The organism is Micromonospora sp. NPDC049900 (assembly GCF_044461025.1).
Lineage (GTDB): Bacteria > Actinomycetota > Actinomycetes > Mycobacteriales > Micromonosporaceae > Micromonospora.
Genome location: NZ_JBITKM010000020.1, coordinates 1 through 23,655, shown reverse-complemented (window position 1 = coordinate 23,655; position 23,655 = coordinate 1). Strand labels below are relative to the sequence as shown.

Sequence of the window (23,655 nt, the reverse complement as noted above, 5' to 3'; positions counted from 1 at the left end):
CCGACTCTGCCGCGTACCGGACGAAATGGACGACGAGCGCCGGAGTGGCTGATCGGTACCGGTCAGGCATATGGGAAGTTTCACTAAACTGCTGGGTGGTTGGTCGTTTCCGCGGCGCGCATCAGAGGGTAGGGAGGGTATGCCTCTGCCCCCGGACATAGATGCAGGCTGATGCGAAACCGTTACCTTGACCTGTTGCGTGCACTGGCCATCGTGCGGGTCGTCGTCTACCACGTCACCGGTTGGGCGTCGCTGACCGTGCTGTTCCCGGCGATGTCGGTGATGTTCGCGATGGCAGGGTCGCTGATGGCCGCCACGCTGTACCGGGTCGGCCCGGCTGCGGTGGGGCGGCGGCTGCGGCGGCTGCTGCCGTCGCTCTGGGTGGTCGCCGCGATCTTCGTGCCGGCGATGCTGTTCACCGGGCTGCCGTTGACCCCCAAGGTGTTGCTCTGGCTGTTCCCGGTCGCCGACCCACCGGCGAACTACTGGGGTGCGCTGGCGCTGAGTCCGATCTGGTACCTGCGGGACTACCTCTGGTTCGTGCTCGCCTCGCCGATCGCCATCTGGCTGTTCCGACGGTTCCCGCTGCCCACCCTGCTCGCCCCCTACCTCCTGCTGATCTCCATCGAGTTCGGCATCTACGAGAACCCGCACGGCGTCCTGCGCGAGTTCGGCCTCTACTTCGGCGCGTGGCTGCTGGGCTTCGCCCACCAGGCGGGCATGCTGCGCCGGATGGCCAACCGGGTGCTGGTGCCGGTCGTCCTGACACTCGCGGCGACCGGCGGCGCCTGGATCCTGGCCAACCCCGGTCCGCGCGGCTACGACCTCAACGACATCCCGCTCGGCAACGCCCTCTGGTCGGCCGCGTTCATCCTGGTGGCGCTCGGCCGGGCACCGTCGGCTGCCGCCTGGGTGGACCGCAACGAGGTTGTCGGGCGCGTGGTCACCGTGCTGAACCGACGGGCGCTGACCGTCTATCTGTGGCACATGGCCTTCGTGGTCGCGCTCACGCCACTGGTGGACGTGGTGGGCTGGTCGCACCAGAACCTGCTGGGCCAGGCCATCCGGGTGGTGATGGTCTTCGCCCTGGTCGGCGTGGTGACCGCCGCGTTCGGCTGGGTCGAGGACGTGGCGGCGCAGCGTCCGCCGGAGCTGATCCCCGGTGGTCGCCCGGCGTCGTCTGCCCGCGCACCCCGTCGGCCGGGTGGCACCCCGGCACCGTGCGGTCCTGCGGGGTCCGGTGGGGAGGTGCCGACCGATGGCGGCCGTCCGGGATCCGGTGGGGGAGTGCCGACCGACGACGTCCGGGCCGGCGGGGATGAGCCGGTCGGCGCCGCCCGCGCCGCCGGTGGGGCCGCCCGGCGGCGGGAGAAGTCGGTGCCGGGGCAGCGTGGGCGCGGCGACGACGTCAGCGGGACGTGACGGTGAGGTCGCCGCTGCCGGTGGCGACGTCGAGCACGGGCGTCGCGGACGGGTCGTGCGGTACGCCCAGGTCGGCCGAGCCCGAGCCGACCGTCGAGAACACCTGGTACGCACCGGCCGGCACGGTCAGCTCGACGTGACCGCTGGACGCGTGCGCGCGGGCGGAGGCGGGGCGGTCCAGTTCGACGGTGACGTTGCCGGATCGGGCCTCCGCGTCCACCTCACCACCGAGCCGGTTCGCGGTGATGTTGCCGGATCCGCTGCGGAGCACCACCGACTCCGGCACGTCGTACACCTCGATGTTGCCGGAGCCGGTCTCCACCCGGACCGGGCCGGCGGCGCCGGCCACCCGGACGTCGCCGGAGCCGACGGTGACCTCCACCGCGCCGACCCGGCTCAGATCGACCTCGCCGGAGCCGGCCTCGCCCCGCACGCTGACCCCCTCACCGGTGGTGATCTCGTAGGAGACGCTGCACCGGTTGCCGCAGGAGGTGTCCAGGACCAGTTCGGTGCCGGTGATCTCGTACGACGTCTGCGGTTGGTTGCCCTGGTAGCGCACCACGCGCTTGATGCGGACGCCGTCCACCCCGCCGTCGGCGCGGACCATCACGTCACCGGAGCCCGGCAGCACCCGGATCGCGGTGATCCGGGTGGCCTCGGTGTTGTCGAAGTCCAACCGGCCGAAGGAGAGGTTGTCACACCCGGCGAGCACGATCAGGGTGGTGGCCGCGACGGCCGCCACGACACCCCGGCGAGCGGTGGCGTTCGGCCGCGCGGTGGCGGCCGGCGGTGGGGCGGCCGGCGGTGGGGCGGCGGACCGGCGCGCCGGGGTGGTCAGGTGCAGAGCCATGCCGAGCACGCTACGTCCGGTGCCGGGCGGCGCACATCGGGGTAAGACGGCCTCTCGACCCCGAGCCGACCCTGAGATCCGACCCGGGGGCGAACCCGAACTCCGGCGGGGAGGGAGAATGACGCGATGGCCGGGTACCGCCGACAGCTCTACCGCGACGACGCGGTGGTGCTGCGTGTGCAGAAACTCGGCGAGTCGGACCGGATCATCACCCTGCTCACCCGGCGGCACGGTCGGCTGCGCGCGGTCGCCCGGGGGGTACGCCGCACCACCTCGAAGTTCGGCGCCCGGCTGGAACCCTTCGGCCACGTCGACCTGCAACTCGCCGGTGACCCCAAGGGTGAGCTGGGCAGTTCGCTGCACAGCGTCAGCCAGGTCGAGGGGATCGACCTGTACGGCAAGCGGTTCCTCGGTGACTACCCCCGCTACACCGCGGCCAGTGCCATCGCCGAGACCGCCGAACGCCTCACCCCGGTGGAACGGGAGCCGTCGCTGCGGCTCTTCCAGCTCACCCTGGGTGCGTTGAAGGCGCTGGCCGAGGGCAGCCACGCGACGACGCTGGTGCTCGACGCGTACCTGCTGCGCGGCATGGCGTTGGCCGGTTGGGCACCGGCGTTGACCGCCTGCGCGGTCTGCGGCACCCCGGGGCAGCACCGGTCGTTCTCCGTACCCGCCGGAGGCGCGGTCTGCCCGGACTGCCGCCCGCCCGGCGCGTCCCATCCGGCCCCGGCCACCATCGACCTGATGTCCGCCCTGACCACCGGTGACTGGCGGGTCGCCGACGCCACCGAGAACGGCGTACGCCGGGAGTGCAGCGGACTGGTCGCGGCGCACCTGCAGTGGCACCTGGAGCGCGCGCTACGCTCGCTGCCGCTGGTGGACCGGGGCGGCCCGGCCACCGGCACGGTCCGACCCGGCGGTGGGCGTGCCGGGGCGGCCCCGCCGCGCGACCCGGCCGGCGAGGGCTGACGCCCGACCGGGCGTCGATGGAGTCGAGCAGGGAGAGCCGAGTGATCCGATCCACCAGGGCCGACCGGCGCGCGCCGGTGCCGCCGACGCCGCACCCGTCGGGCGCCCGACCTCCGGCGCTGCCGTCGGAGGCGGTGCCCCGGCACGTCGCCGTGGTGATGGACGGCAACGGCCGCTGGGCCAAGGAGCGCGGGCTGCCCCGCACCAAGGGCCACGAGGCGGGGGAGTTCTCCCTCTTCGACACCGTCGAGGGCGCCATCGAGCTGGGCATCCCCTACCTGTCGGCGTACGCCTTCTCCACCGAGAACTGGCGGCGCTCGCCGGACGAGGTGCGCTTCCTGATGGGCTTCAACCGGGACGTCATCCGCCGTCGTCGGGACCAGCTCGTCGACCTCGGCGTACGGGTGGTCTGGTCGGGTCGGGCCGGACGGTTGTGGAAGAGCGTCATCTCCGAGTTGCAGACCGCCGAGGAGATGTCCCGGGGGAACTCGACGCTGACGCTCCAGTTCTGCGTCAACTACGGTGGGCAGGCGGAGATCGCCGACGCCGCCGCCGCGATCGCCCGGGACGTGGCCGCCGGTCGGCTGGACCCGGGCAAGGTCAACGAGAAGACCGTCGAGCGCTACCTGTACCACCCCGAGGTGCCCGAGGTGGACCTGTTCCTGCGCCCCTCCGGCGAGCAGCGCACCTCGAACTTCATGCTCTGGCAGAGCGCGTACGCGGAGCTGGTCTTCCTGGACACGCTCTGGCCCGACTTCGACCGCCGCCACCTGTGGTACGCCTGCGAGCTGTACGCCCAGCGGGACCGCCGCTTCGGCGGCGCGCTGCCCAACCCGGTGGCCCCGACCGGCTGACGCTTAGCGACCGGTCGGACTGGGTATCAGTGTCGTCAGCAGCCACTGACGGAGGTGAACCCACATGATGCGCAAGCGCGTAGCCCAGTGGGCGGTGATGGCCGTTGCGGTTCCGTTGGCGGCCGCCGGTGCCCGCCGGCTCAGCCACTCGATGGAATCCCGGCGAGGCCCGTCCCGGGCCAGTCGCCTGCTCACGCAGGGGGCGGACCTGATCCGCCCGCAGAAGGCCCGGCGTCGCCGTTTCTTCTGACCTACACAGCGCCGCCCCTGCCGCCGAACGTGGCGGCAGGGGCGGCGTCGTGCGGGTGTGCGGGCAAGGAGGGGTCCCCTGCTAACGCCTGGTGCATAGCAGGGGACCCTTCCTTACATCAGGTCCTTACGGTCAGGCCGGCGTCTCGGCGCGGTCGGGGGTGGCCCACAGGGTGTGGAAGGAACCGTCACGGTCGACCCGACGGTAGGTGTGCGCGCCGAAGTTGTCCCGCAGACCCTGGATGAGCGCGGCCGGGAGACGCTGCGCGCGCAGCGCGTCGAAGTAGGCCAGCGACGAGGCGAACGCGGGTGCCGGCACGCCGGCCCGGGCCGCCTCGGCCACCACGCGCCGCCAGCTTGGCACACCGTCGCGCACGGTGTCCGCGAACCACGGCGCGACCAGCAGCGTGGGCAGCTCCGGCTGCTCGTCGTACGCCTGCTTGATCCGGTCCAGGAAGCGGGCCCGGATGATGCAGCCGCCCCGCCAGATCTTCGCCGTGCCGCCGAGGTCGATGTTCCAGTCGTACTCGGCGCTGCCGGCACGGATCTGGTCGAAGCCCTGCGCGTACGCCACGATCTTGGAGGCGAGCAGCGCCCGACGTACGTCCTCGATGAACGCCTCGCGGTCGCTGACCTGCCACTTCTCCCCGGAGTCCGGGAACGCCCGCACGGCGGCCTCACGCTGGTCGACGTGGCCGGACAGCGACCGGGCGAACGTCGCCTCGGCGATGCCGGTGATCGGGATGCCCAGGTCCAGGGCGATCTGGACGGTCCACCGGCCGGTGCCCTTCTGCTCGGCCCGGTCCTGCACCACGTCCACGAACGCCTCACCGGTGGCCGCGTCGGTGTGCGCCAGCACGTCGGCGGTGATCTCGATCAGGAAGGACTCCAGCTCACCGGAGTTCCACTCCCGGAAGATCTCCGCGAGCTCCGACGGGGTCGCGCCCAGGCCGGCCCGCAACAGGTCGTACGCCTCGGCGATGAGCTGCATGTCGGCGTACTCGATGCCGTTGTGGACCATCTTCACGAAGTGCCCGGCACCGTCCGGTCCGACGTGCTCGCAGCAGGACTCGCCGTCGACCTGCGCGGCGATCTTCTCGAAGATCGGTCCGAGCTTGCGGTACGACTCGGCCGACCCACCCGGCATGATGCTCGGCCCCCAGAGGGCGCCCTCCTCGCCGCCGGAGACACCGGTGCCGACGAAGTGCAGGCCCTTGGTCCGCAACGCCTCCTCCCGGCGACGGGTGTCGGCGAAGTGCGCGTTACCGCAGTCGATGATGATGTCGCCCTCTTCGAGCAGCGGCACCAACTCGTCGATCACCGCGTCGGTGGGACCGCCCGCCTTGACCATGATGATCACCGCGCGGGGACGCTCCAGCGCGGCCACGAAGTCCGCCAGGGACTCCGTCGGGACGAACGTGCCCTCGTCGCCGTGCTCCGCCACCAGCGACCGGGTCCGCTCCGGCGAGCGGTTGTGCAACGCCACGGTGAACCCGTTGCGAGCCAGGTTCCGGGCCAGGTTGCGGCCCATCACCGCCAGCCCGGTCACACCGATCTGCGCCGTAGCCCGATCCGCCATCCTCGTCGCCACCTTCCGCCGTCTACCTGTAGTGCTGCGACGGTATCGCGGCCGGACCCGGTACCGCTCCGTCCCCCCACCGCTGGTCATCAGGTGGTCGCATAGCGCACGCCACCGGGGGCGTCGACAATTCGGATGCGTTCCTCGTACCGGCCGGATAGCGTCCGGGACATGCGCTACTGACACCCGCTTCATCGAGCCGGTCCGCCGCGCCGAGGCAACGGTTTCAGTTCCGGCCGCGGGCAGCGTGCCGGAGCGGTCCGGCAGTACGCCTTCCGGCGGAGGTGAGCGACCGGGTCGCCGTACGGGGTGGGTGGATCTGTCGTCCCAACGACGACAGATCCACCCATCCCCGTCGCGGCTCAGCCGATCAGCGGGCGGAAGGTGCCGAGTGCGACGCTGACGCCCAAGGCGGTGACGGCCAGCGCCGTCGCGACGACGACCAGCAGCCAGTCGGCCGCACCGAAGTGCTGCCGGCGGGCGACGGTACGCGGCACTCCGGCGTCGAAGCCGCGCGCGTCCATCGCGACCGCCAGCCGGGTGCCTCGGCGGATCGCCCCGACCAGCAGCGTGAACGCGGTGGACACGAAGAGCCGTAGCTTCGCCACCGGGTTGCGGCCCGCCTCCACGCCACGTGCCCGGCGGGCCATCACGATCATCTGCCACTCCTGCCCGAGCAGCGGCAGCAGCCGGAACGCCGCCAGCGCGCCGATCGCGAACCGGGCCGGTGCGCGGGCGTTCTGCACAAGGGCGTCGGCCAGGTCGGTCGGATCGGTGGTGGCGAAGACGATCACGCCGGGCAGGGCCACCGCGAACAGGCGCAGCACCAGGCCGAGCGCGGTGAGCAGCACCGTCGAGGTGACCACGACCGGTCCGGCGTCGAGCAGTACCCGGCCGGAGCGGTCCGCGGCGAAGAGCACCAGCGTGACCAGGACGCCCACGGCGGCGACCAGCAACGGCCACACCCGACGGAACAGCACCCGGTAGCGCACCCCGAACAGCGGTAGGACCGCCAGCTCGATCGTGATCGCGATCGCCGGTGCGACCGGGTCCAGCGTCGCCAGCAGCGGAAACGCGAACAGCAGCGCCGCCGCCAGCTTGGCCACCGGATTCCGCCGGGCCAGCGGCGCGTCCGGCCGGGCGACCGGTTCGAGGTCGATCATCGGTACCCCGCCGCAGAAGAGGTCGACGGCGGGGCACCGGGCGGCGGTGCGGGCGTCAGCGTCAGCGTCCGGTCGGCGAGCGCGGCGACGAACTCGGTGTCGTGGGTGACCGTGACCAGGGCGTGGCCGTCGTCGCGTAGCTCGGCGAACAGGTCGACCAGCTCCCGCCAGGTGCGCCGGTCCTGGCCGAAGGTGGGCTCGTCGCAGATCACCAGCCGGGGCGCGGTGGCCAGGGCGGTCGCCACGCTCAGCCGCCGCGCCTCGCCGCCGGAGAGGGTGTACGGGTTCGCGCCGGCCAGCCGGTCCAACCGCAGCCGGTGCAGCAGCTCGTCGACGCGTCGGCGCACCTCCGTCTCGGCGGCACCGGTACGCCGGGGGCCGAGCGCCAGCTCGTCGAAGACCGTACCGGTGACGAACTGGTGCTCCGGGTCCTGGAACACCGAGCCGATCCGGCGGGCCAGTGCGGGTGCCCGCCACCGGTGCGGTGGCGTACGGGCGTCGGCCCCGGCCAGCTCGACGCCGGCCATCAGGCGCCCGGTGCCCGGCTTGAGCAGCCCGCCGAGCAGCACCGCGAGGGTGGACTTGCCGGCACCGTTGGGGCCGAGCACGGCGAGGGCGGTACCGGCGCGTACCGCCAGGTCGGTGGGGGCCAGTCGGGGTGGACGGCCGAGCCGGTCGGCGGTGAGCAACACCTCGCCGGGCCCGGTGGTGGCCCGGCGGGGCGGGATCCGGTGGCCGGGTACCCAGACGCCGTCGGCGGCGAGGGCGTCGCCGTGGGCGGCGAAGACGGCCTCCGGTGGGCCGTCGACGCGGACGCCGCCACCGGGGTCGAGCACCACCACCCGGTCGACCAGCGGCAGGGCGTCGGCCACCCGGTGTTCGACCAGGATCAGAGTGGTGTCGCCGTCGAGCGCGCGGGAGACGGCGGTGCGGACCAGGTCGGCTCCGGCCGGGTCGAGGTTGGCGGTGGGCTCGTCGAGCAGCAGCAGGTCGGGGCGGAGCGCGAGCACTCCGGCCAGGGCGAGCCGCTGCTGTTCACCGCCGGAGAGCGCCGCGGTGGGACGGTCCCGGGGGTACGGGAAGCCGACCCGCCGCAGCGCCTCGTCCACCCGGGGCCAGATCTGCCCGGCGGGTACGCCCCGGTTCTCCAGCCCGAACGCGACGTCGTCGCCGCTGCGGGCCATGACGAGCTGGGACTGCGGATCCTGGAAGACGATGCCGACCCGTTCGCGGGTCTCGGCCGGTGCCCGACCGTCGATCTCGATGGTGCCCTCCCGCTCACCGGAGTCCTCCGGCAGCAGTCCGGCCAACGCGGCGAGCAGGGTGCTCTTGCCGGCGCCGGAGGGCCCGAGCAGCAGCACCCGCTCGCCGCGCCGTACCCGTAGGTCCACGTCGCGGATCGCCCAGGCGCGCCGCCCGGCGTGGCGCCAGCCGAAGCCGCGCAGCCGCACCTCACCCATCTGTCACCCCCGCTGTCCGATCCCGACCCTCGGCCCGGTGGAGCCGGTCGGACCGGCTCCACCGGGCGAGGTCAGACCAGGTTCCGTTCGCGTCCGGCGGGGAAGCGGTCCAGGACACCGGTGCCGGCGAGCGCCCTGGTCAGCGCGTAGCCACCGGCACCGGCGACCACGGTGGCACTGAGCACGGTGAGCAGCGCGTACGGGATGCGGTAGGTGCCCAGTTCGTAGGCGGCGTTCCAGGCGAAGAAGTCGAACAGGGCGGCACCGAGGCCGGTCAGCGCACCGGCGAGCAGTGCCGTCGGCAGCCGGAACGAGCGGTACCGGAAGGCGGCGAAGGCCAGTTCCGCACCGAGTCCCTGGAGCAGGCCCTGGACGATGGTGATGCCGCCCCACTCGGCACCCAGCAGCGCGGAGACGGTGGCGGCGACCGCCTCGCAGAACAGTGCGGCACCCGGCTTGCGGATCACCAGTCCGCCGAGCACCGCCGGGACCAACCAGACGCCGTACATGACGGCCTGGCTGGCCGGGAAGAAGGCGAAGGCCGGGTCGACCGCCCGCCAGAGCAGGCCCCAGGCCCAGAAGATGACACCGAAGCCGACGGCGATCACCGCGGCCACGACGATGTCCACGGTGCGCCATCGAGTGGTGGTCGGTTGGCTCATGAGTGCTCCCAGTCCAGTGTCGAACCAGGCAAGACGCACGCCGCGTCCGGCGTGGCCGGGCGTGGCGGGCTGGAGGTGGACCGAACTCCCTGCGCTGGCATTACCCAGATCAGGTACGGAGGGTCTGCGGGCGGACCCGCACTCTCAGCGCTGTGCGCTCCCCTGTCGGAGGTGGTGTTGTCCCGCCGACGCTAACACCTTCGAAGATCGACGGACAATGTGATCTACGCAGGTCATGCCGGGTACCGACGACGGGCGTTCCGGCGGTGGTCGGCGCGCGCGGGAACCCGCCCGGTTTCGTGACATCCATCGACGTCATCGGCTCCGGACGGTAATCTCAGGCCGCCGATCCACTTGGCCGAGAGGCGACAGGGTGAGCACAGACACGGACCATGCCGCGCCGGCCGGTGATCCGGAGGGCCGTCCGACGGGCGTGGCCACCGAGGAGCGTCCGGCCCGACCGGGCGGTGGCGAGCCGCCCCGGCGCTGGCTCGGTGACCGGATCGGCTCGGTGGAGATCCTCGCGGGCCTGCTGGTCCTGCTGATCATCTTCCGTGATCCGTTGGCCGGGGCGTTGGACGATCCCCGGATCCAGACGTGGACCACCGTGTTCGTCTCGATCATGGTGCAGGCGGTGCCGTTCCTGGTCTTCGGCATCCTGCTCTCCGCCGTGATCGCGGTCTTCGTACCCCGGTCGTTCTGGGCCAAGGCGCTGCCCCGGCACCCGGCGCTGGCGGTGCCGGCGGCCAGCGCGGCCGGCGTGGTGCTGCCGGGCTGCGAGTGCGGATCGGTGCCGATCGCGGGCTCGCTGATCCGTCGGGGCGTCACCCCGGCGGCGGCGCTGGCGTTCCTGCTGGCCGCACCGGCGGTCAACCCGATCGTGCTGGTCGCCACCGCCGTAGCCTTCCCCGACAACCCCGAGATGGTCCTCGCCCGGGGGGTCGCCAGCCTGGTCGTGGCAATGATCATGGGTTGGCTCTGGCTGCGGCTCGGTCGGACCGAGTGGATCAGGATGCCGCGCCGCCCGGAGTTGGACGACCCCCGGCGGAGCCGGGCCTTCTGGGCCGCCGTCCGGCACGACGTCACCCACGCCGGTGGCTTCCTGGTGCTCGGCGCGATGGCCGCCGCCAGCATCAACGTGCTGGTGCCGGAGCGCTGGCTCCAGACCCTGGCGGACAACGCCTGGCTGTCGATCCTGGCGCTGGCGCTGCTCGCCGTCCTGCTCTCGCTCTGCTCCGAGGCGGACGCCTTCGTCGCGGCCTCGCTGTCGCAGTTCTCCCTCACGTCCCGACTGGTCTTCCTGGTGGTGGGGCCGATGGTCGACCTCAAGCTGATCTCGATGCAGGCCGGTGTCTTCGGCCGGCGGTTCGCCTTCCGGTTCGCCCCGGCCACGTTCGCGGTCGCCCTGCTGGTGGCCACCGGAGTCGGGATGGTGCTGCTGTGAACCGACAGGCACAGGCGGTGATCCTGCTGCTGCTGGGTGGGGCGGTGATCCGGGCCAGCGTCACCGACCTCTACCTGCGCTACGTCAAGGAGGGCCTGCGCCCGTTCCTGATCGCCGCCGGTCTGCTGCTGGTGGTCGCCGCGGTGATGACGCTCTGGTACGAACTGCGGCCCTCCGTGCCCCGGGCGATGGCCCCGACCGGCGGCGGGTCCACCGGTCCGGCAGGCGATGCCGCGCCGGAGCCGGCCGACCACGACGAGCACGACGGCCACGGCCACCACGAACCCCGGGTCGGCTGGCTGCTCATCCTGCCCGTGCTCGGGCTGCTGCTGGTGGCCCCACCGGCGCTGGGGTCGTACGCGGCGGGGCAGGCCGGCACCGCGCTGAACGCCCCCCGCGAGTCCGACTACCCGCCGCTGCCGGAGGGCGATCCGGTGCAGGTCAGCGTGCTCGACTACGCCTCCCGGGCGCTGTTCGACCGGGGCGCGTCGATCGGCGACCGGCGGGTGGTCCTCACCGGCTTCCTCGCCACCGGCGCCGGTGGCGAGCCGATCCTGGCCCGGATGGTGCTCTCCTGCTGCGCCGCCGACGGGCGGCCGATCAAACTCGGGCTCACCGGTGACGTGCCGATCGGGCTGCCCAACGACAGTTGGGTCGAGGTGGTCGGCCGCTACAGCGACCGGATCGGCCGGGACCCGGTCAACGACGCCGAGATCCCGTACCTGGAGATCGAGTCGTGGCGACAGGTGCCGGTGCCCAAGCGCCAGTACGAGTAGCGTTCCGGGCATGCACGTCGACGCCCGAGGACTGCGGTTCGAGATCCACCCCGGTGGCCCCGAGTCGGGCGAGCCGGTGCTGCTGCTGCACGGCTTCCCGCAGAACTCCGGCGAGTGGGACGCGGTGACGCCCGTCCTGCACGGCGCGGGCCTGCGCACGTACGCGCTGGACCAGCGGGGCTACTCGCCGCAGGCACGGCCGAGCGAGGTGGCGGCGTACCGGCTGGGGGAGCTGGTCGCCGACGCGGTGGCGGTGCTCGACGCGCTCGGCGTGCGGCAGGCGCACGTGGTCGGCCACGACTGGGGCGCCATCGTCGCCTGGGCGCTCGCCGCCGGCCACCCCGACCGGGTGCGTACGCTGACCGCGGTCTCCGTGCCGCACCCGGCCGCCATGGCGCACGCGCTGGCCAACGACCCGCAGCAGAAGGCGCGCTCGGCGTACATGCTGCTGTTCCGGCAGGCGGGCGTGGCCGAGAAGACGCTGCTCGCCCTCGACGCGCTCGGGTTGCGGCGGCTGTTGCGCGACGTCGGCGACGACGCCCGGGTGGCCGCGTACGCCGATCCGCTGCGCGAGCCGGGCGCGCTCACCGCGGCGCTGAACTGGTATCGCGCGATGTCCCGCGCCGAGCTGGCGGCGGTCGGCCCGGTGTCGGTGCCGACCACCTTCGTCTGGAGCGACCGCGATGCCGCCATCGGACGGACCGCCGCGCAGGCCTGCGCCGCACACGTGAGCGGCGACTACCGCCTCGTCGAGCTGTCCGGCGTCAGCCACTGGATCCCGGACGAGGCACCGACGCCGCTGGCCGAGGCGATCCGGTCCCGCGCCCGCCCGACCGCCTGACTTCTGCCGGTGTCGTAGCGGGAGCGCCGCGTCGGCCTCGGACCGTCCGGACCGACCGGCAGGACGGCCGGGCCGTGCGGGAAGCTGGGTGGGGTCGTCGGGCGGCGGCGATCCGAGGGAGGCGGGAGAGAGCATGACGCTGAGTGCCGAGGGCTACCTGGCCGAGGTGACCGCGACGATGACCCGGGTGGCGGGCAGCCAGCGGGAGCAGGTGGCCCGGGCGGCCGACCTGATCGCCGAGGCGATCCGCGCCGACGGGGTGGTGCACGCCTTCGGCACCGGTCACTCGGAGGCACTGGCGATGGAGATCGCCGGCCGGGCCGGCGGGCTGGTGCCGACCAACCGGATCGCCCTGCGGGACCTGGTGCTGCACGGTGGAGAGCCGGCCGACGCGCTGGGCCCGAAGCTGGAACGGGACCCGTCGGTCGCGCACCGGCTCTACGACCTCGCCCCGATCGGCCCGCGTGACGTCTTCGTGCTCGCCTCGAACTCGGGCGTGAACGGGGCGATGGTGGAGTTCGCCTCGCTGGTCGTGGCGCGGGGCCACCCGCTGGTGGCGATCACCTCGGCGCAGCACTCGGCCCGGATGGAGTCCCGGCACCCGTCCGGACGCAAGCTCGCCGACTTCGCCGACGTGGTGCTGGACAACGGTGCCCCGTACGGCGACGCGACCCTGCCGCTGCCGTCCGGCGGCGCGGTGGGGGCGGTCTCCTCGATCACGGCGGCGTTGCTGGCGCAGCAGATCGTGGTCGAGGTGGTGGCCCGGCTGGTGGCCGCCGACGAGCAGCCGCCGGTCTACCTGTCGGCCAACATCGCCGGGGGCGACGCGCACAACGATGCCCTGGAGGCCCGTTACGCAGGGCGGATCCGGCGCGGTTCCTGAGTCGGTTTCGGGTGGTGCACGGCGGGGCATCTGCGTTCCGCCGGTCGGGGGTGCCGACCGGGTGGAGCGTGTTCCCTCGGAGGTTCGCGGTGTCGAAGGAGACCGAGAAGCAGCGGTGGCAGCGGAACTTCGCTGACCTGCTTCAGGAGTTGCGGGTCGCGCAGACCGGCGTACAGATCCTCTTCGCCTTCCTGCTCACCCTGCCGTTCAGCAACGGCTTCACGCGTACCACGGAATTCCAGCGGGACGTCTACGTGGTCGCGCTGATCGCGGCGGCCGGTGCCACCGCGATGATCATCTCGCCGGTCGCGTTCCACCGGGCTCTGTTCCGGCAGGGCCGCAAGCCGGAGCTGGTGCAGTTCGCCCACAAGATGGCCAGCGCCGGTCTCGCCTTCATGCTGGTCGCGATGGTCAGCTCGGTGCTGCTGATCACCGACTTCGTGCTCCCCCGGCCGATCGCCTTCCTGCTCAGTGCGGTCACCGGCCTGTGGTTCCTCACGTTCTGGGTGATCCTGCCGTTCAGCCGCCGCAACTGGGGCGACGACGACATCGACGACGAGGAGGACCCGAGCGGTCTCTCCCCGGGCTGACCTTGCGGGTCTGGACCGACCATCCCTGGGCAGCCCCCTGGCCCCCTGGCCCCCCCCGCCCCCCTGGCCCCCCCACCGCCCCCACCTTCGCCGCGTTGATCAAGAGGTTTTGGTCATGACTCGTCGGCGCGGACGGCGCAAACCTCTTGATCAACCCGGCGTGGGGTGGGGGTGGGGTGGGGTTAGGGGTGGGGGTGGGGGTCGTGTAGACCGAGGCGGCGGAGTTCGAGGGCGGCCAGAGCGTTGACGGTGGTGTCGTCGCCGCGCCGCCACGCCTCGGCGACGTCGGGGGAGATCCGGGTGAGCTTGCGTAGCGGCTGACCGGCCAGGGCACGCAGGGCCAGCAGGTCCCGACCGGCGGGCGCGGCGGCCAGCGCCGCCGCCGAACCGGCTCGCCGCATCCAGCGCACCCGCAGCGGCAGCCAGCCGAACAGCACCAGACCCAGCGGCACGATGAGCAGCCCGACGGCCAACGCCAACGCCAACTGGTCGACCAACTCCTGCTGGTCCCGCCCGGCCTCGGCGAGCGAACGGGCCGCACCGGCCGCCCGCTCGAACGGGCCGGTCAGTTCGTCGCCCACCAACGGCACCCGGCCGACCTTGCCGCCCGCGTCGGCCAGGTTGTCGGCCAGTCCGCCGCCGGCCCCCTCCAGCTTCTGCCCGGGTACGGCCAGCTTCTGCACCAGATCGTGCAGCCAGAGCGCACCCCGGATCGCCGCGTACACCCAGGCGACGACGAGTAGATCGGTGAGGAACTGGCGCAGCGCGGTCGGGAAACGATCAGCGTAGATCTTCACGCCGGACAGCGTGCCACGCTCGGACGTGTCGGGCACTCCCACGGACGCCCGATCCTGGGCGCAGGCGGGATCAGCGGGCGCAGTCCGGGCAGGTACCGAAGATCTCCAGGGTGTGGCTGACGTCGGTGAAGCCGTGCTGGGCGGCCACCCGGTCGGCCCAGTTCTCCACCGTCGGCCCGGCCACCTCGACCGTCCGCCCGCAGGCCCGGCAGACCAGATGGTGGTGATGACCCTCGCTGCACCTGCGATAGAGGTGCTCGCCACCGGGCGGGCGCATCACGTCGATCTCGCCCGCGTCGGCCAGACCCTGCAACGTCCGGTAGACCGTGGTCAACCCGACCCGCTCGCCGCGGTCACGCAGCATCGCGTGCAGGTCCTGGGCGCTGTGGAAGCCCTCCAACTCGGCCAGCAACGCGCTCACCGCCGACCGCTGGCGGGTGTTGCGGACCACCGCACTCTCGCTCATGCCGACCCTCCGCTCCGCTGCGTGCCGGCATTTGTGCTGGGTCTGATGATTCGCTCGCATGGCTCGCTCATGCCGACCCTCCGCTCCGCCGCGTGCCGGTGTTTGTGCTGAACCTGATGGAGCACTCGCTCATGATTCCTCCCCGGCATGGCTGACCGCGTCGGCGACGATGTGCGCGACATGCTCGTCGACCAGGGCGTACGCGATCTCCCGGCCACGTCGGGAACCGCGTACGACGCCGGCCCCGCGCAGCACCCGCAGGTGCTGGGAGACCAACGGTTGCGCGACGCCGAGTTTATCCACCAGCTCGTGCACGCAGCGCTCGCCGTCGGCCAGCTCGCTGACGATGGCGAGCCGGATCGGCGCCGAGAGGGCGCGCAGGAGCTCGCTGGCACCCTCGAAGGCGTCATAGCCGGATCCGCTGGTCACCCTGCAACGGTAACCAATACCGAAGCCGAACCCGTGATCAGGACCGGCTGAGCACCACCTCGTGTGGTTCCGGATCGGGCGTGGGCTGCGGTCGGGAGCGGCGGAGTCGACGCCAGGCGGCGGCCAGCAGGGTGACCACCACGAACGAGGCGATCGCGAGGACCACCACCGAGGCGCCCGGCGCGGTGTCGGCGAGCGCCGCCATCCAGATGCCCGCACCGGCGGCGAACAGGCCCAGCGCCATGGCCGCCGTCATGGTGCTGCGGAACCCCCGGGTGACCTGCTGGGCGGTGGCCACCGGGACGACCATCAGCGCACTGATCAGCAGGACGCCGACGGCCCGCATGGCGATCGTGACGGTGATCGCGGTGGTGATCGCCAGCAGCAGGTTGAGCGCGCGTACCGGCAGCCCGGAGACCCGGGCGTACTCCTCGTCGTGGCAGACCGCGAACAGCGCGGGGCGCAGCGCCAGCATCGCGGCCAGCACCGCCACGCCGAGTACCGCGATGGTGACCAGGTCGTCGCGGGAGGTCGTGGTCAACGCACCGAAGAGGTACGCGTTCAGGTTGGCGCTGGTGCTGTCGGAGAGCCCCACCAGCACCACGCCACCGGCGATGCCGCCGTAGAACAGCAGCGCCAGCGCCAGGTCGCCGGAGGTGCGACCGCGTTCTCGGATCAGCTCGATGGCGATCGCCCCGATGGTGGCCGCGATCACCGCCATGATCACCGGGGAGGTCTGGAACAGCAGGCCGGCACCGACGCCGGTGAGCGCCACGTGTCCGATGCCGTCGCCGATCAGGGCGAGTCGCCGCTGCACCAGATAGATGCCGAGCGCCGGGGCGGCCAGCCCGATGATCAGCGCGCCGATCAGGGCGCGCAGCATGAATTCGTACTGGAAGAGACTCACCTTGTGCTCCACATGCCGGCGGGCTCCTCGGGGCCGTGCGGATGCACGTGGTCGTGGTCCGGCTCCGCGTGGTGCCCGGCCGGGTCCGGGACCGCGCCGTCGTGCGCGATCTGCCCCTGGTGTACGACGATCGCGCGGCTGATCAGCGGCCGGAGCGGGCCCAGCTCGTGCGCGACGAGCAGGACCGTGCCGCCGTCGTCGACGAAACCGCGCAGGGCCGCGGCGAACGCCTCCTGGCTGGCCGCGTCCACCCCCGCCGTGGGTTCGTCGAGCACCAGCAGTTCCGGGCGTCCGGCCAGGGCGCGGGCGATCAGGGTGCGTTGCTGCTGCCCGCCGGAGAGCGTGGAGACGGGGTCCTTGGCCCGGTCGGCGAGGCCCACGGCGCGCAACGCCTCCGCCACCGCCTCCCGGTCGGCCCGGCCGGGCGGACGCAGGATGCCGCGGCGGGCCAGCCGGCCGGAGGCGACCACCTCGGCCACGGTGGCCGGTACGCCGCTGCCCGCGCCGAGCCGCTGAGGCACGTAGCCGAGCCGCTGCCACTGCCGGAACCGGCGTACCCGGTGACCGAAGAGGATGACCGACCCGGCGGTGAGCGGGACGAGCCCGAGCACGGCGCGGATCAGGGTGGACTTGCCGGAGCCGTTGGCGCCGAGGATCGCGACCACCTCGCCGGTGGTCACGGTCAGGGACACGTCGCGGAGCACGGGGCGGCCGTCGTAGCCGACCACCCCGTGCTCCACGGTGATGACGTCAGGTGTCACGAGCAGCTCAACGCCGTCCTCAAGGTCTGCAGGTTGGTGCGCATCACCGAAAGGTAGTCCCCGCCGTTGTCGGCGGACAGACCCTCGATCGGATCGAGCACCGCGGTCTGGGCGCCGACCTCCTTGGCGATGGTCTCGGCGACCTTCGGGCTGACCAACGTCTCGAAGAAGATCGTGGTGGCGCCGTGTTCCCGCGCCTCCTCGGTCACCGCGGCCAGCCGCTGCGGCGACGGCTCGTCCTCGGGGGAGAGGCCGGTGATGCCGATCTGCTCCAGCTCGTACTTCTGCGCCAGGTAACCGAACGCGGTGTGGCTGACCACGATCTCCCGCCGCTGGCAGGTCTTCAGGCCCTCGCTGAACTCGGTGTCCAGCTTCTCCAGCTCGGTGCGCAGGGCGCCCGCCCGCTGGGTGTACTCGCCGGCCCGGTCCGGATCGACGGCACCGAGGCGTTCGGCCAGCTTGTCGCCGATGGTGGCCAGCCGGGTCGGGTCCAGCCAGACGTGCGGGTCCTTGGCACCGTCCGAGGTCTCCTCGGCGTGCTCGGCCGCGTCGGCCGGCTTCTTCTCGTCGTGGTCGTGACCGTGGTCGTCGTCCTCGTGACCGTGGTCCTCGTCGCCGTGGCTGTGGGTGTGGCCACCGGCGGCGGCGTCGAGCAGCGGCTCCACGGTCGCCACGTCGAAGGCGCGGTCACCGCCGTTCTGGTCGATCGCCTCGTCCACCGCGGGCTGGAAGCCGTGCAGGAAGATGATCAACTCCGCCTCGCTGATCTGACCGACCTGCCCCGGGTTCAGCTCCAGGTCGTGCGGCTCGGCGCCGGGGCGGGCCAGGTTCGTGACCGCCACCGCGTCGCCGCCGATCTGCTCGGCCAGGAACTGCAACGGATAGAACCCGGCCACCACGTCGATCCGATTCGGGTCGGCACCGGCCGGGCTGTCCTCGGTCGAGCAGGCGGTGAGGCCACCCAGGGCGAGCAGGGCGGCCGTGGCGGTGGCCAGAGCGCGCGGAGCGGTGCGGTAGGTCATGACACCGACTCTCCGCGACAACGACAATGATTGTCAAAAACGCATGAGTGCATGTCAGAGCAGCTTCACCAGGCCGACGGTGATCAGCAGGGTGAGCGCCAGCAGCCGGATGGCCCGCGTCGGCGGGGTCTGCACCTGCCAGGTCGTCACCAGCAGCGTGGCCAGAGCGGCGGCGATCGCCAACGTCAGCAGCCCGCCGATCACTCCCGGCGCGAAGAACGCGACCAGCATCAGGAACAGGGTGATCAGGAACACCGTCGTCGGGTTGGCCCGGGCCAGCCGCTCGTGGATCCCGCGCTGCGTACGCTGCATCCCACAGACTCTACGAGGAGGGGGAACCGGTGCTGGTGACCAACCGGTTCGTGGTCGAGGAAGACGCCGCCGAGGACTTCGCCGGCCGGGCCCACGCGGCCCTCGCCGCGCTCGCCGCCCGGCCCGGCTACCTGCGGGGACAGCTCGTCCGGGCACTGGACGACCCGCGCCACTGGTGCCTGGTGACGGAGTGGGAGTCGGTGGGCACCTACCGCCGGGCGCTCGGTGGTTTCGACGTCAAGGTCACCGCCGTCCCGCTGCTCGCCGAGAGCATCGACGAGCCGTCCGCGTACGAGCCGCTGGCGACTGCGGCGCCCGGCGGGGACGTGGTGGTGGCCGCCAGCGATCGTGCTGCGGGTCCTTACCGGTGAGCCGCCGGGCACTACGCTGGCTTCCATGACCGCTCCCGGACCGGCAGCCCCACCACCGCACCAGCCGCTGCCCGGCCAGCAGGGACCTCAGGCCCCGGGCGACCCCGGTCGGCCGTCGGCCCCGTCCGGCGCGCCGCCCACCGGCGGCCCCGGCGTGCCCCCGCCCACCGGTGCTCCCGGCCTCCCACCGCCGCCCGCCGGTACGCCCGGCGTGCCGCCTCCCGGTACGCCCGGCGTGCCGCCCGCGCCGTCCGGCGGATCGGACCCCGGCACCCCGGAACCTCCGGCCGGGCCCGGCGTGGCCCCGCCGTTCGCGGCACCACCGACCGAAGGCGGCCGTACCCGGCTCTGGCTCGGCCTCGGCGCCGGTGCGCTGGCACTGGTGCTGTGCTGCGGTGGCGGCGGAACGGCCGTGGTCGGCCTGCTCGTCAGCGGGGTGCAGGCGATCGACGAGCAGGGGCGCACGGTTTCCGGCGACTACTACCGGGCGCTCGCCGACGGCGAGTTCGGCCGGGCCTACGACCAGCTCTGCGAGGACGCCCGACGCCGCGAGTCCCGGCAGGAGTTCGAGCGCCGGGCGGCGGCCGAACCGCAGATCTCCTCCTACCGGGTCGGCCAGGTGGACACCACCACGCTGACCGTGCCGGTGGACGTGACCTTCAGCGGCGGTGGGCAGGAACGTCAGCAGGTCGTGCTCCAGCAGGACCAGCAGACCGGTGGCATGGAGGTCTGCGGAGTCAACTGACCGCCCGCAGGTAATGTGCTGGGTCCGGGGCGGGCGGGGTCGTACCGTGGTCCCGGACCGTTCGATTCATCCCACCGTGTCCCCGCCGACCGCCAGTCGGCGTAGGAGGAAAAATGCCAGCCGACCGTATCGACGCCGTCGTCAGCCTCGCCAAGCGTCGAGGATTCGTCTTCCCCTCCAGCGAGATCTACGGAGGCACCCGGTCGGCGTGGGACTACGGTCCGCTCGGCGTGGAGCTCAAGGAGAACGTCCGCCGGCAGTGGTGGAAGACCATGGTCCAGCAGCGGGACGACGTGGTGGGTCTGGACTCCGCGGTGATCCTCTCGCGTGACGTGTGGGCCGCCTCCGGTCACCTGGACGCCTTCGTCGACCCGCTGACCGAGTGCCAGTCCTGTCACAAGCGGTTCCGCGCCGACCACCTGGAAGAGGCGTACGAGGCCAAGCACGGCAAGCCGCTGGCCGCCCTGACGGAGCTGAACTGCCCCAACTGCGGCAACAAGGGCACCTTCACCGAGCCGCGGATGTTCAACGGCCTGATGAAGACCTACCTCGGCCCGGTGGAGAGCGACGAGGGTCTGCACTACCTGCGGCCGGAGACCGCCCAGGGCATCTTCGTCAACTACAAGAACGTCGAGACCGTCGCCCGCAAGAAGCCGCCGTTCGGCATCGCGCAGACCGGCAAGTCGTTCCGCAACGAGATCACCCCGGGCAACTTCATCTTCCGCACCCGCGAGTTCGAGCAGATGGAGATGGAGTTCTTCGTCGAGCCCGGCACCGACGAGCAGTGGCACGAGTACTGGTTGCAGGAGCGCTGGAACTGGTACATCGACCTCGGTCTGGCCGAGGAGAACCTGCGGTTCTACGAGCACCCGCAGGAGAAGCTCTCGCACTACTCGAAACGCACCGTCGACATCGAGTACAAGTTCCGGTTCGGCGGCACCGAGTTCGCCGAGCTGGAGGGCATCGCCAACCGCACCGACTTCGACCTGTCCACGCACAGCAAGCACTCCGGCGTCGACCTGTCGTACTTCGACCAGACCAAGCAGGAGCGCTGGGTCCCGTACGTGATCGAGCCGGCCGCCGGCCTCACCCGCGCGGTGCTGGCGTTCCTGCTGGAGGCGTACGACGAGGACGAGGCGCCGAACACCAAGGGCGGCGTGGACAAGCGCACCGTGATGCGCTTCGACCCTCGGCTGGCACCGGTGAAGGTGGCGGTGCTGCCGCTGTCCCGCAACGAGGCGCTCTCGCCCAAGGCCAAGCAGCTCGCCGCCGACCTGCGCAAGCGCTGGGTGGTCGAGTTCGACGACTCGCAGGCGATCGGCCGCCGCTACCGTCGGCAGGACGAGATCGGCACGCCGTTCTGCGTGACGGTCGACTTCGACACGCTCGACGACAACGCGGTGACCGTCCGGAACCGGGACACCATGTCCCAGGAACGGATCGCGCTGGACCAGGTCGAGCGCTACCTGATCGACCACCTCCCCGGCTGCTGACGTGTTAGGAAGGGCACCCTGTTAACGCCTGGCGTATAGCAGGGGGCCCTTCCTAACACCGCCTGTGCCGGAGCGCCGCCTGTGCCGGAGCGCCGCCTGTGCCGGAGCGCCGCCTGTGCCGGAGCGCCGTCCGGCCAGGCACCGTCAGCCGTGCACCTCGCCGCTGGGTGGCATCGGCGTCGTCGGCACGTCGATGCGTAGCCGGACGGTGGGACCGAGGCCACGCCGGGACTCGTACGCCTCCTCCACCGAGCGCCGTACCCGGTGCGGCTCGCGCCGGATCTGGGCCGGCGTGAAGTGCAGCACGAGGACTCCGAGTCGGCTCAACTCGTTGTGCCGGTCGAGGGTGCGTGCCCAGTCACCGGGGCGAAAGTGGTACTCCTGCGAGTCGACCTCCAGCGCCACCGCCGCATCCGGCAGGTAGCCGTCCGGCGTCGGGACCGCCCGGCCCGCCGTGTCCCGTAGCCGGGGATTCCAGAGGATCTCCGACAGCACCGTGCTCGCCGCGAGGCAGTCCCGTAGGTCGGCCTCCGGCGCCGACCGCACACCGTGCACCACCTCTGCGAACGCCGTCCGGATCAGCGCCGTGCGGCTGCGCCGGGCCCGACGGATCTCCTCGTCCAGGGCGGCGAGGTCCGCGTACCCCCGCTGCACGGCCTCGGCGACGACGGCCCGCACCGGACGGAGTTGCCGCAGCCCGCGTGCCGCGTCGACCACCGCGCGGGCCGGCGAGCAGACCGGGTAGAGCGGCGTGGCGCGGGCGCTGCCGTCCAGGGCGAGGGCGCGCGAGATCTCCGCGAAGCCGGCGGACGTGCGACGCACGTGATGCGGCACGACGAGTTGGACGGCGTCGGTGCGCGGGCTCTGCCGGAAGCCGTACCAGATCAGTGCGGCCAGGCCGGTCACCTGTGCCTCGGCCCCGGCGTAGAGCGCCGCCGAGATCCGCCGCTGCTCGTCGGTCAGGACGCCGGTGACCAGGGCGTACGTCGCGGGCAGTACCCGCTGCCACAGGCCGCGTCGCGCCTGCCGGTAGAGGTACATGTCGTCGAATCCGGCGGCGAGCAGTTGCGCGCGGCTGACGATCTGCTGCTGGTGTTCGGCGAGGTCGGCGAAGTGGGGAGGGAGGCTGCGCATGTCGGACAGCATCGATCGCGATCTCGTACCGTGGGTGCTCTTCGGTCGGGCCTGTGGACAGCCGCCGGGCCTGTGGACAACCCCGCCGGGCGGCTGGCGATGTGGTATGCGTCGCGTTAGCAGGGGTCCCCTGCTATGCACGAGGCGTTAGGAAGGGCCCCTTCCTTACACTTGGGTGCGTGCCGACAACCGCTCCCGTCCTGCGCCCGCTGACCATCGGGCCGCATCAGGTGTGGCCGCCGGTCGTGCTGGCACCGATGGCCGGCATCACCAACGTCGGCTTCCGCCAGCTCTGCCGCGAACAGGGCGGCGGCATCTACGTCTGCGAGATGATCACCACGGTGGCGGTGGTCGAGCGGAACCCGAAGACACTGCGCATGATCGCCTTCGGTGCGGACGAGAGCCCGCGCAGCCTCCAGCTCTATGGCACCGACCCGGAGACCACCGCCGCCGCTGTGCGGATCGTGGTCGAGAAGAACCTCGCGGACCACATCGACCTGAACTTCGGCTGCCCGGTACCGAAGGTCACCCGCCGGGGCGGTGGCGCGGCCCTGCCGTGGCGGCGTCGGCTCTTCGCCCGTCTGGTGCGGGCCGCGGTGGACGCCGCGTCACCCGCCGGGGTGCCGGTCACCGTGAAGATGCGCAAGGGCATCGACGACACCCACCTGACGTACGTCGAGGCGGGCCTCGCCGCGCAGGACGCCGGGGTGGCCGCAGTCGCACTGCACGGGCGTACGGCCGCGCAGCGGTACTCGGGCACCGCGGACTGGGACGCGATCGCCACCCTGAAGCAGGCGCTGGACGTACCGGTGCTCGGCAACGGTGACATCTGGGAGGCAGACGACGCGCTGCGGATGGTCGCGCACACCGGCGTGGACGGGGTGGTGATCGGTCGCGGCTGTCTCGGTCGGCCGTGGCTCTTCGCCGACCTGGAGGCCGCCTTCGACGGTCGCGCCGAGCGCCGACTGCCGAACCTCGGCGAGGTGGCGACGACCATGCGGCGGCACGCCGAGCTGTTGGTCGCGCAGTTCACCGCCGGAGCCCGCAACCCGGCCCGCGGCGAGCGGGACGGCTGTACCGACTTCCGCAAGCACGTCGCGTGGTACCTGAAGGGCTTCCCGGTCGGCGGTGAGCTGCGCCGCGCGTTGGCCATGATCGAGAGCCTGGCCCAGCTCGACGACCTGCTCGGCAAGCTCGACCCCGGGGTGCCGTTCCCGGTGGAGACGCTCGGTCAGCCCCGTGGCCGGACCAACTCCCCGGGCAAGGTCTTCCTGCCCGACGGCTGGCTGGCCAGCCGCGACGACGACACCGTTCCCGAGGGCGCCGAGCTGGACGACTCCGGCGGCTGAGCCCGCCGCACCCGCGCCCGGCGGCGGTCGCCGTGGACGCGGGGGTGCGGGTGTGGGTGTTAGGAGGGGTCCCCTGCTATGCGTGAGGCGTTAGGAGGGGGCCCTTCCTTGCGTGTGTGGGCGGCCG

The 23,655-nt window shown here is 72.2% G+C and carries 26 protein-coding genes and 1 riboswitch; of the genes, 13 read left to right on the top strand and 13 right to left on the bottom strand.

The window, feature by feature from the left end; translation table 11 throughout:
* Positions 1-171 precede the first annotated feature (171 nt).
* Entirely contained in the window at positions 172-1,422 is a 1,251-nt protein-coding gene (locus tag ACIBMZ_RS27630; RefSeq protein ID WP_396698748.1) for an acyltransferase, read from the top strand.
* On the opposite strand, the gene ACIBMZ_RS27625 is transcribed toward ACIBMZ_RS27630, so the two are convergent.
* Positions 1,409-2,272 (bottom strand): DUF4097 family beta strand repeat-containing protein, encoded by an 864-nt coding sequence (locus ACIBMZ_RS27625; RefSeq protein ID WP_396698746.1) that lies wholly within the window; start codon positions 2,270-2,272, stop codon positions 1,409-1,411. The genes ACIBMZ_RS27630 and ACIBMZ_RS27625 overlap by 14 nt on opposite strands.
* Positions 2,273-2,398: 126 nt before the next feature.
* Here ACIBMZ_RS27625 and recO point away from each other — a divergent pair, with 126 nt between their 5' ends.
* From recO to ACIBMZ_RS27610, 3 genes are all read left to right on the top strand, one after another.
* A complete protein-coding gene (recO, locus tag ACIBMZ_RS27620) occupies positions 2,399-3,241 on the top strand; it encodes a DNA repair protein RecO (protein ID WP_396698744.1) in 843 nt (280 codons plus the stop codon).
* A 77-nt stretch (positions 3,242-3,318) separates the two neighbouring features.
* A complete protein-coding gene (locus tag ACIBMZ_RS27615; protein WP_396698838.1) occupies positions 3,319-4,095 on the top strand; it encodes an isoprenyl transferase in 777 nt (258 codons plus the stop codon).
* Positions 4,096-4,162: 67 nt separating this feature from the next.
* Entirely contained in the window at positions 4,163-4,345 is a 183-nt protein-coding gene (locus ACIBMZ_RS27610; protein ID WP_396698742.1) for a hypothetical protein, read from the top strand.
* Positions 4,346-4,477: 132 nt separating this feature from the next.
* Here ACIBMZ_RS27610 and gndA read toward each other — a convergent pair whose 3' ends face one another.
* The 4 genes from gndA to ACIBMZ_RS27590 all read right to left on the bottom strand — a co-directional run bounded on the left by gndA (position 4,478) and on the right by ACIBMZ_RS27590 (position 9,208).
* The gene (gene gndA, locus ACIBMZ_RS27605; protein WP_396698740.1) at positions 4,478-5,923 is read right to left on the bottom strand and encodes an NADP-dependent phosphogluconate dehydrogenase; all 1,446 of its coding nucleotides are present in this window, start codon (positions 5,921-5,923) and stop codon (positions 4,478-4,480) included.
* Positions 5,924-6,285: 362 nt separating this feature from the next.
* The gene (locus tag ACIBMZ_RS27600) at positions 6,286-7,086 is read right to left on the bottom strand and encodes an energy-coupling factor transporter transmembrane component T family protein (protein ID WP_396698738.1); all 801 of its coding nucleotides are present in this window, start codon (positions 7,084-7,086) and stop codon (positions 6,286-6,288) included.
* Complete coding sequence (locus ACIBMZ_RS27595; protein ID WP_396698736.1) at positions 7,083-8,546, bottom strand: ABC transporter ATP-binding protein; 1,464 nt, start codon at positions 8,544-8,546, stop codon at positions 7,083-7,085. Before ACIBMZ_RS27595 ends, ACIBMZ_RS27600 begins: the two co-directional genes overlap by 4 nt.
* Positions 8,547-8,617: 71 nt before the next feature.
* Positions 8,618-9,208, bottom strand: coding sequence for an ECF transporter S component (locus tag ACIBMZ_RS27590; RefSeq protein ID WP_396698734.1), 591 nt, complete (start codon positions 9,206-9,208; stop codon positions 8,618-8,620).
* 68 nt (positions 9,209-9,276) lie between these two features.
* Positions 9,277-9,382, bottom strand: a riboswitch (TPP riboswitch).
* 199 nt (positions 9,383-9,581) lie between these two features.
* Between ACIBMZ_RS27590 and ACIBMZ_RS27585 the strand changes: the two genes are divergently transcribed.
* From ACIBMZ_RS27585 to ACIBMZ_RS27565, 5 genes are all read left to right on the top strand, one after another.
* Entirely contained in the window at positions 9,582-10,652 is a 1,071-nt protein-coding gene (locus tag ACIBMZ_RS27585) for a permease (protein ID WP_396698732.1), read from the top strand.
* Positions 10,649-11,428, top strand: a complete 780-nt coding sequence (locus tag ACIBMZ_RS27580) for a TIGR03943 family putative permease subunit (RefSeq protein ID WP_396698730.1) — start codon at positions 10,649-10,651, stop codon at positions 11,426-11,428. Before ACIBMZ_RS27585 ends, ACIBMZ_RS27580 begins: the two co-directional genes overlap by 4 nt.
* Positions 11,429-11,438: 10 nt before the next feature.
* The gene (locus ACIBMZ_RS27575; RefSeq protein WP_396698728.1) at positions 11,439-12,269 is read left to right on the top strand and encodes an alpha/beta fold hydrolase; all 831 of its coding nucleotides are present in this window, start codon (positions 11,439-11,441) and stop codon (positions 12,267-12,269) included.
* Positions 12,270-12,402: 133 nt separating this feature from the next.
* Positions 12,403-13,152 (top strand): sugar isomerase domain-containing protein, encoded by a 750-nt coding sequence (locus ACIBMZ_RS27570; protein WP_396698726.1) that lies wholly within the window; start codon positions 12,403-12,405, stop codon positions 13,150-13,152.
* Positions 13,153-13,241: 89 nt separating this feature from the next.
* Complete coding sequence (locus tag ACIBMZ_RS27565) at positions 13,242-13,742, top strand: DUF6328 family protein (protein WP_396698725.1); 501 nt, start codon at positions 13,242-13,244, stop codon at positions 13,740-13,742.
* A 182-nt stretch (positions 13,743-13,924) separates the two neighbouring features.
* Here the strand turns inward: ACIBMZ_RS27565 and ACIBMZ_RS27560 are convergent, their stop codons facing one another.
* The 7 genes from ACIBMZ_RS27560 to ACIBMZ_RS27530 all read right to left on the bottom strand — a co-directional run bounded on the left by ACIBMZ_RS27560 (position 13,925) and on the right by ACIBMZ_RS27530 (position 18,436).
* Complete coding sequence (locus ACIBMZ_RS27560) at positions 13,925-14,539, bottom strand: hypothetical protein (RefSeq protein WP_396698723.1); 615 nt, start codon at positions 14,537-14,539, stop codon at positions 13,925-13,927.
* A gap of 70 nt (positions 14,540-14,609) precedes the next feature.
* Positions 14,610-15,005 (bottom strand): Fur family transcriptional regulator, encoded by a 396-nt coding sequence (locus ACIBMZ_RS27555; RefSeq protein WP_396698721.1) that lies wholly within the window; start codon positions 15,003-15,005, stop codon positions 14,610-14,612.
* Between the two features lie 129 nt (positions 15,006-15,134).
* Positions 15,135-15,434 (bottom strand): metalloregulator ArsR/SmtB family transcription factor, encoded by a 300-nt coding sequence (locus tag ACIBMZ_RS27550; protein WP_350699805.1) that lies wholly within the window; start codon positions 15,432-15,434, stop codon positions 15,135-15,137.
* A 37-nt stretch (positions 15,435-15,471) separates the two neighbouring features.
* Positions 15,472-16,341: a metal ABC transporter permease gene (locus ACIBMZ_RS27545; RefSeq protein WP_396698718.1), complete on the bottom strand. Its 870-nt coding sequence runs from the start codon at positions 16,339-16,341 to the stop codon at positions 15,472-15,474.
* A complete protein-coding gene (locus ACIBMZ_RS27540) occupies positions 16,338-17,102 on the bottom strand; it encodes a metal ABC transporter ATP-binding protein (protein ID WP_396698716.1) in 765 nt (254 codons plus the stop codon). Before ACIBMZ_RS27540 ends, ACIBMZ_RS27545 begins: the two co-directional genes overlap by 4 nt.
* The gene (locus tag ACIBMZ_RS27535; protein ID WP_396698714.1) at positions 17,099-18,124 is read right to left on the bottom strand and encodes a metal ABC transporter substrate-binding protein; all 1,026 of its coding nucleotides are present in this window, start codon (positions 18,122-18,124) and stop codon (positions 17,099-17,101) included. Before ACIBMZ_RS27535 ends, ACIBMZ_RS27540 begins: the two co-directional genes overlap by 4 nt.
* A 54-nt stretch (positions 18,125-18,178) precedes the next feature.
* Positions 18,179-18,436 carry a hypothetical protein gene (locus ACIBMZ_RS27530; RefSeq protein ID WP_396698712.1) on the bottom strand — a complete coding sequence of 86 codons (258 nt, stop codon included), beginning with the start codon at positions 18,434-18,436 and terminating at the stop codon, positions 18,179-18,181.
* 29 nt (positions 18,437-18,465) lie between these two features.
* Between ACIBMZ_RS27530 and ACIBMZ_RS27525 the strand changes: the two genes are divergently transcribed.
* The 3 genes from ACIBMZ_RS27525 (at position 18,466) to ACIBMZ_RS27515 (ending at position 21,045) form a co-directional block, all read left to right on the top strand.
* A complete protein-coding gene (locus tag ACIBMZ_RS27525) occupies positions 18,466-18,807 on the top strand; it encodes an antibiotic biosynthesis monooxygenase family protein (RefSeq protein ID WP_396698710.1) in 342 nt (113 codons plus the stop codon).
* Between the two features lie 235 nt (positions 18,808-19,042).
* Complete coding sequence (locus tag ACIBMZ_RS27520; RefSeq protein ID WP_396698836.1) at positions 19,043-19,552, top strand: hypothetical protein; 510 nt, start codon at positions 19,043-19,045, stop codon at positions 19,550-19,552.
* 113 nt (positions 19,553-19,665) lie between these two features.
* Positions 19,666-21,045 carry a glycine--tRNA ligase gene (locus tag ACIBMZ_RS27515; RefSeq protein WP_396698708.1) on the top strand — a complete coding sequence of 460 codons (1,380 nt, stop codon included), beginning with the start codon at positions 19,666-19,668 and terminating at the stop codon, positions 21,043-21,045.
* Between the two features lie 144 nt (positions 21,046-21,189).
* Here the strand turns inward: ACIBMZ_RS27515 and ACIBMZ_RS27510 are convergent, their stop codons facing one another.
* Positions 21,190-22,179, bottom strand: a complete 990-nt coding sequence (locus tag ACIBMZ_RS27510) for a type IV toxin-antitoxin system AbiEi family antitoxin domain-containing protein (RefSeq protein WP_396698706.1) — start codon at positions 22,177-22,179, stop codon at positions 21,190-21,192.
* 179 nt (positions 22,180-22,358) lie between these two features.
* On the opposite strand from ACIBMZ_RS27510, the gene dusB reads away from it, so the two are divergent.
* A complete protein-coding gene (dusB, locus tag ACIBMZ_RS27505) occupies positions 22,359-23,528 on the top strand; it encodes a tRNA dihydrouridine synthase DusB (protein ID WP_396698704.1) in 1,170 nt (389 codons plus the stop codon).
* Positions 23,529-23,655: the final 127 nt, after the last annotated feature.

Bases quoted from the DNA above. Each gene is read 5' to 3' on its own strand.
- ACIBMZ_RS27535 (WP_396698714.1), bottom strand. From the start codon at position 18,124: ATGACCTACCGCACCGCTCCGCGCGCTCTGGCCACCGCCACGGCCGCC.
- ACIBMZ_RS27555 (WP_396698721.1), bottom strand. From the start codon at position 15,005: ATGAGCGAGAGTGCGGTGGTCCGCAACACCCGCCAGCGGTCGGCGGTG.
- ACIBMZ_RS27625 (WP_396698746.1), bottom strand. From the start codon at position 2,272: ATGGCTCTGCACCTGACCACCCCGGCGCGCCGGTCCGCCGCCCCACCG.
- ACIBMZ_RS27530 (WP_396698712.1), bottom strand. From the start codon at position 18,436: ATGCAGCGTACGCAGCGCGGGATCCACGAGCGGCTGGCCCGGGCCAAC.
- gndA (WP_396698740.1), bottom strand. From the start codon at position 5,923: ATGGCGGATCGGGCTACGGCGCAGATCGGTGTGACCGGGCTGGCGGTG.
- recO (WP_396698744.1), top strand. From the start codon at position 2,399: ATGGCCGGGTACCGCCGACAGCTCTACCGCGACGACGCGGTGGTGCTG.
- ACIBMZ_RS27630 (WP_396698748.1), top strand. From the start codon at position 172: ATGCGAAACCGTTACCTTGACCTGTTGCGTGCACTGGCCATCGTGCGG.
- ACIBMZ_RS27575 (WP_396698728.1), top strand. From the start codon at position 11,439: ATGCACGTCGACGCCCGAGGACTGCGGTTCGAGATCCACCCCGGTGGC.
- ACIBMZ_RS27515 (WP_396698708.1), top strand. From the start codon at position 19,666: ATGCCAGCCGACCGTATCGACGCCGTCGTCAGCCTCGCCAAGCGTCGA.
- ACIBMZ_RS27595 (WP_396698736.1), bottom strand. From the start codon at position 8,546: ATGGGTGAGGTGCGGCTGCGCGGCTTCGGCTGGCGCCACGCCGGGCGG.
- ACIBMZ_RS27590 (WP_396698734.1), bottom strand. From the start codon at position 9,208: ATGAGCCAACCGACCACCACTCGATGGCGCACCGTGGACATCGTCGTG.
- ACIBMZ_RS27610 (WP_396698742.1), top strand. From the start codon at position 4,163: ATGCGCAAGCGCGTAGCCCAGTGGGCGGTGATGGCCGTTGCGGTTCCG.
- ACIBMZ_RS27510 (WP_396698706.1), bottom strand. From the start codon at position 22,179: ATGCGCAGCCTCCCTCCCCACTTCGCCGACCTCGCCGAACACCAGCAG.
- ACIBMZ_RS27570 (WP_396698726.1), top strand. From the start codon at position 12,403: ATGACGCTGAGTGCCGAGGGCTACCTGGCCGAGGTGACCGCGACGATG.
- ACIBMZ_RS27600 (WP_396698738.1), bottom strand. From the start codon at position 7,086: ATGATCGACCTCGAACCGGTCGCCCGGCCGGACGCGCCGCTGGCCCGG.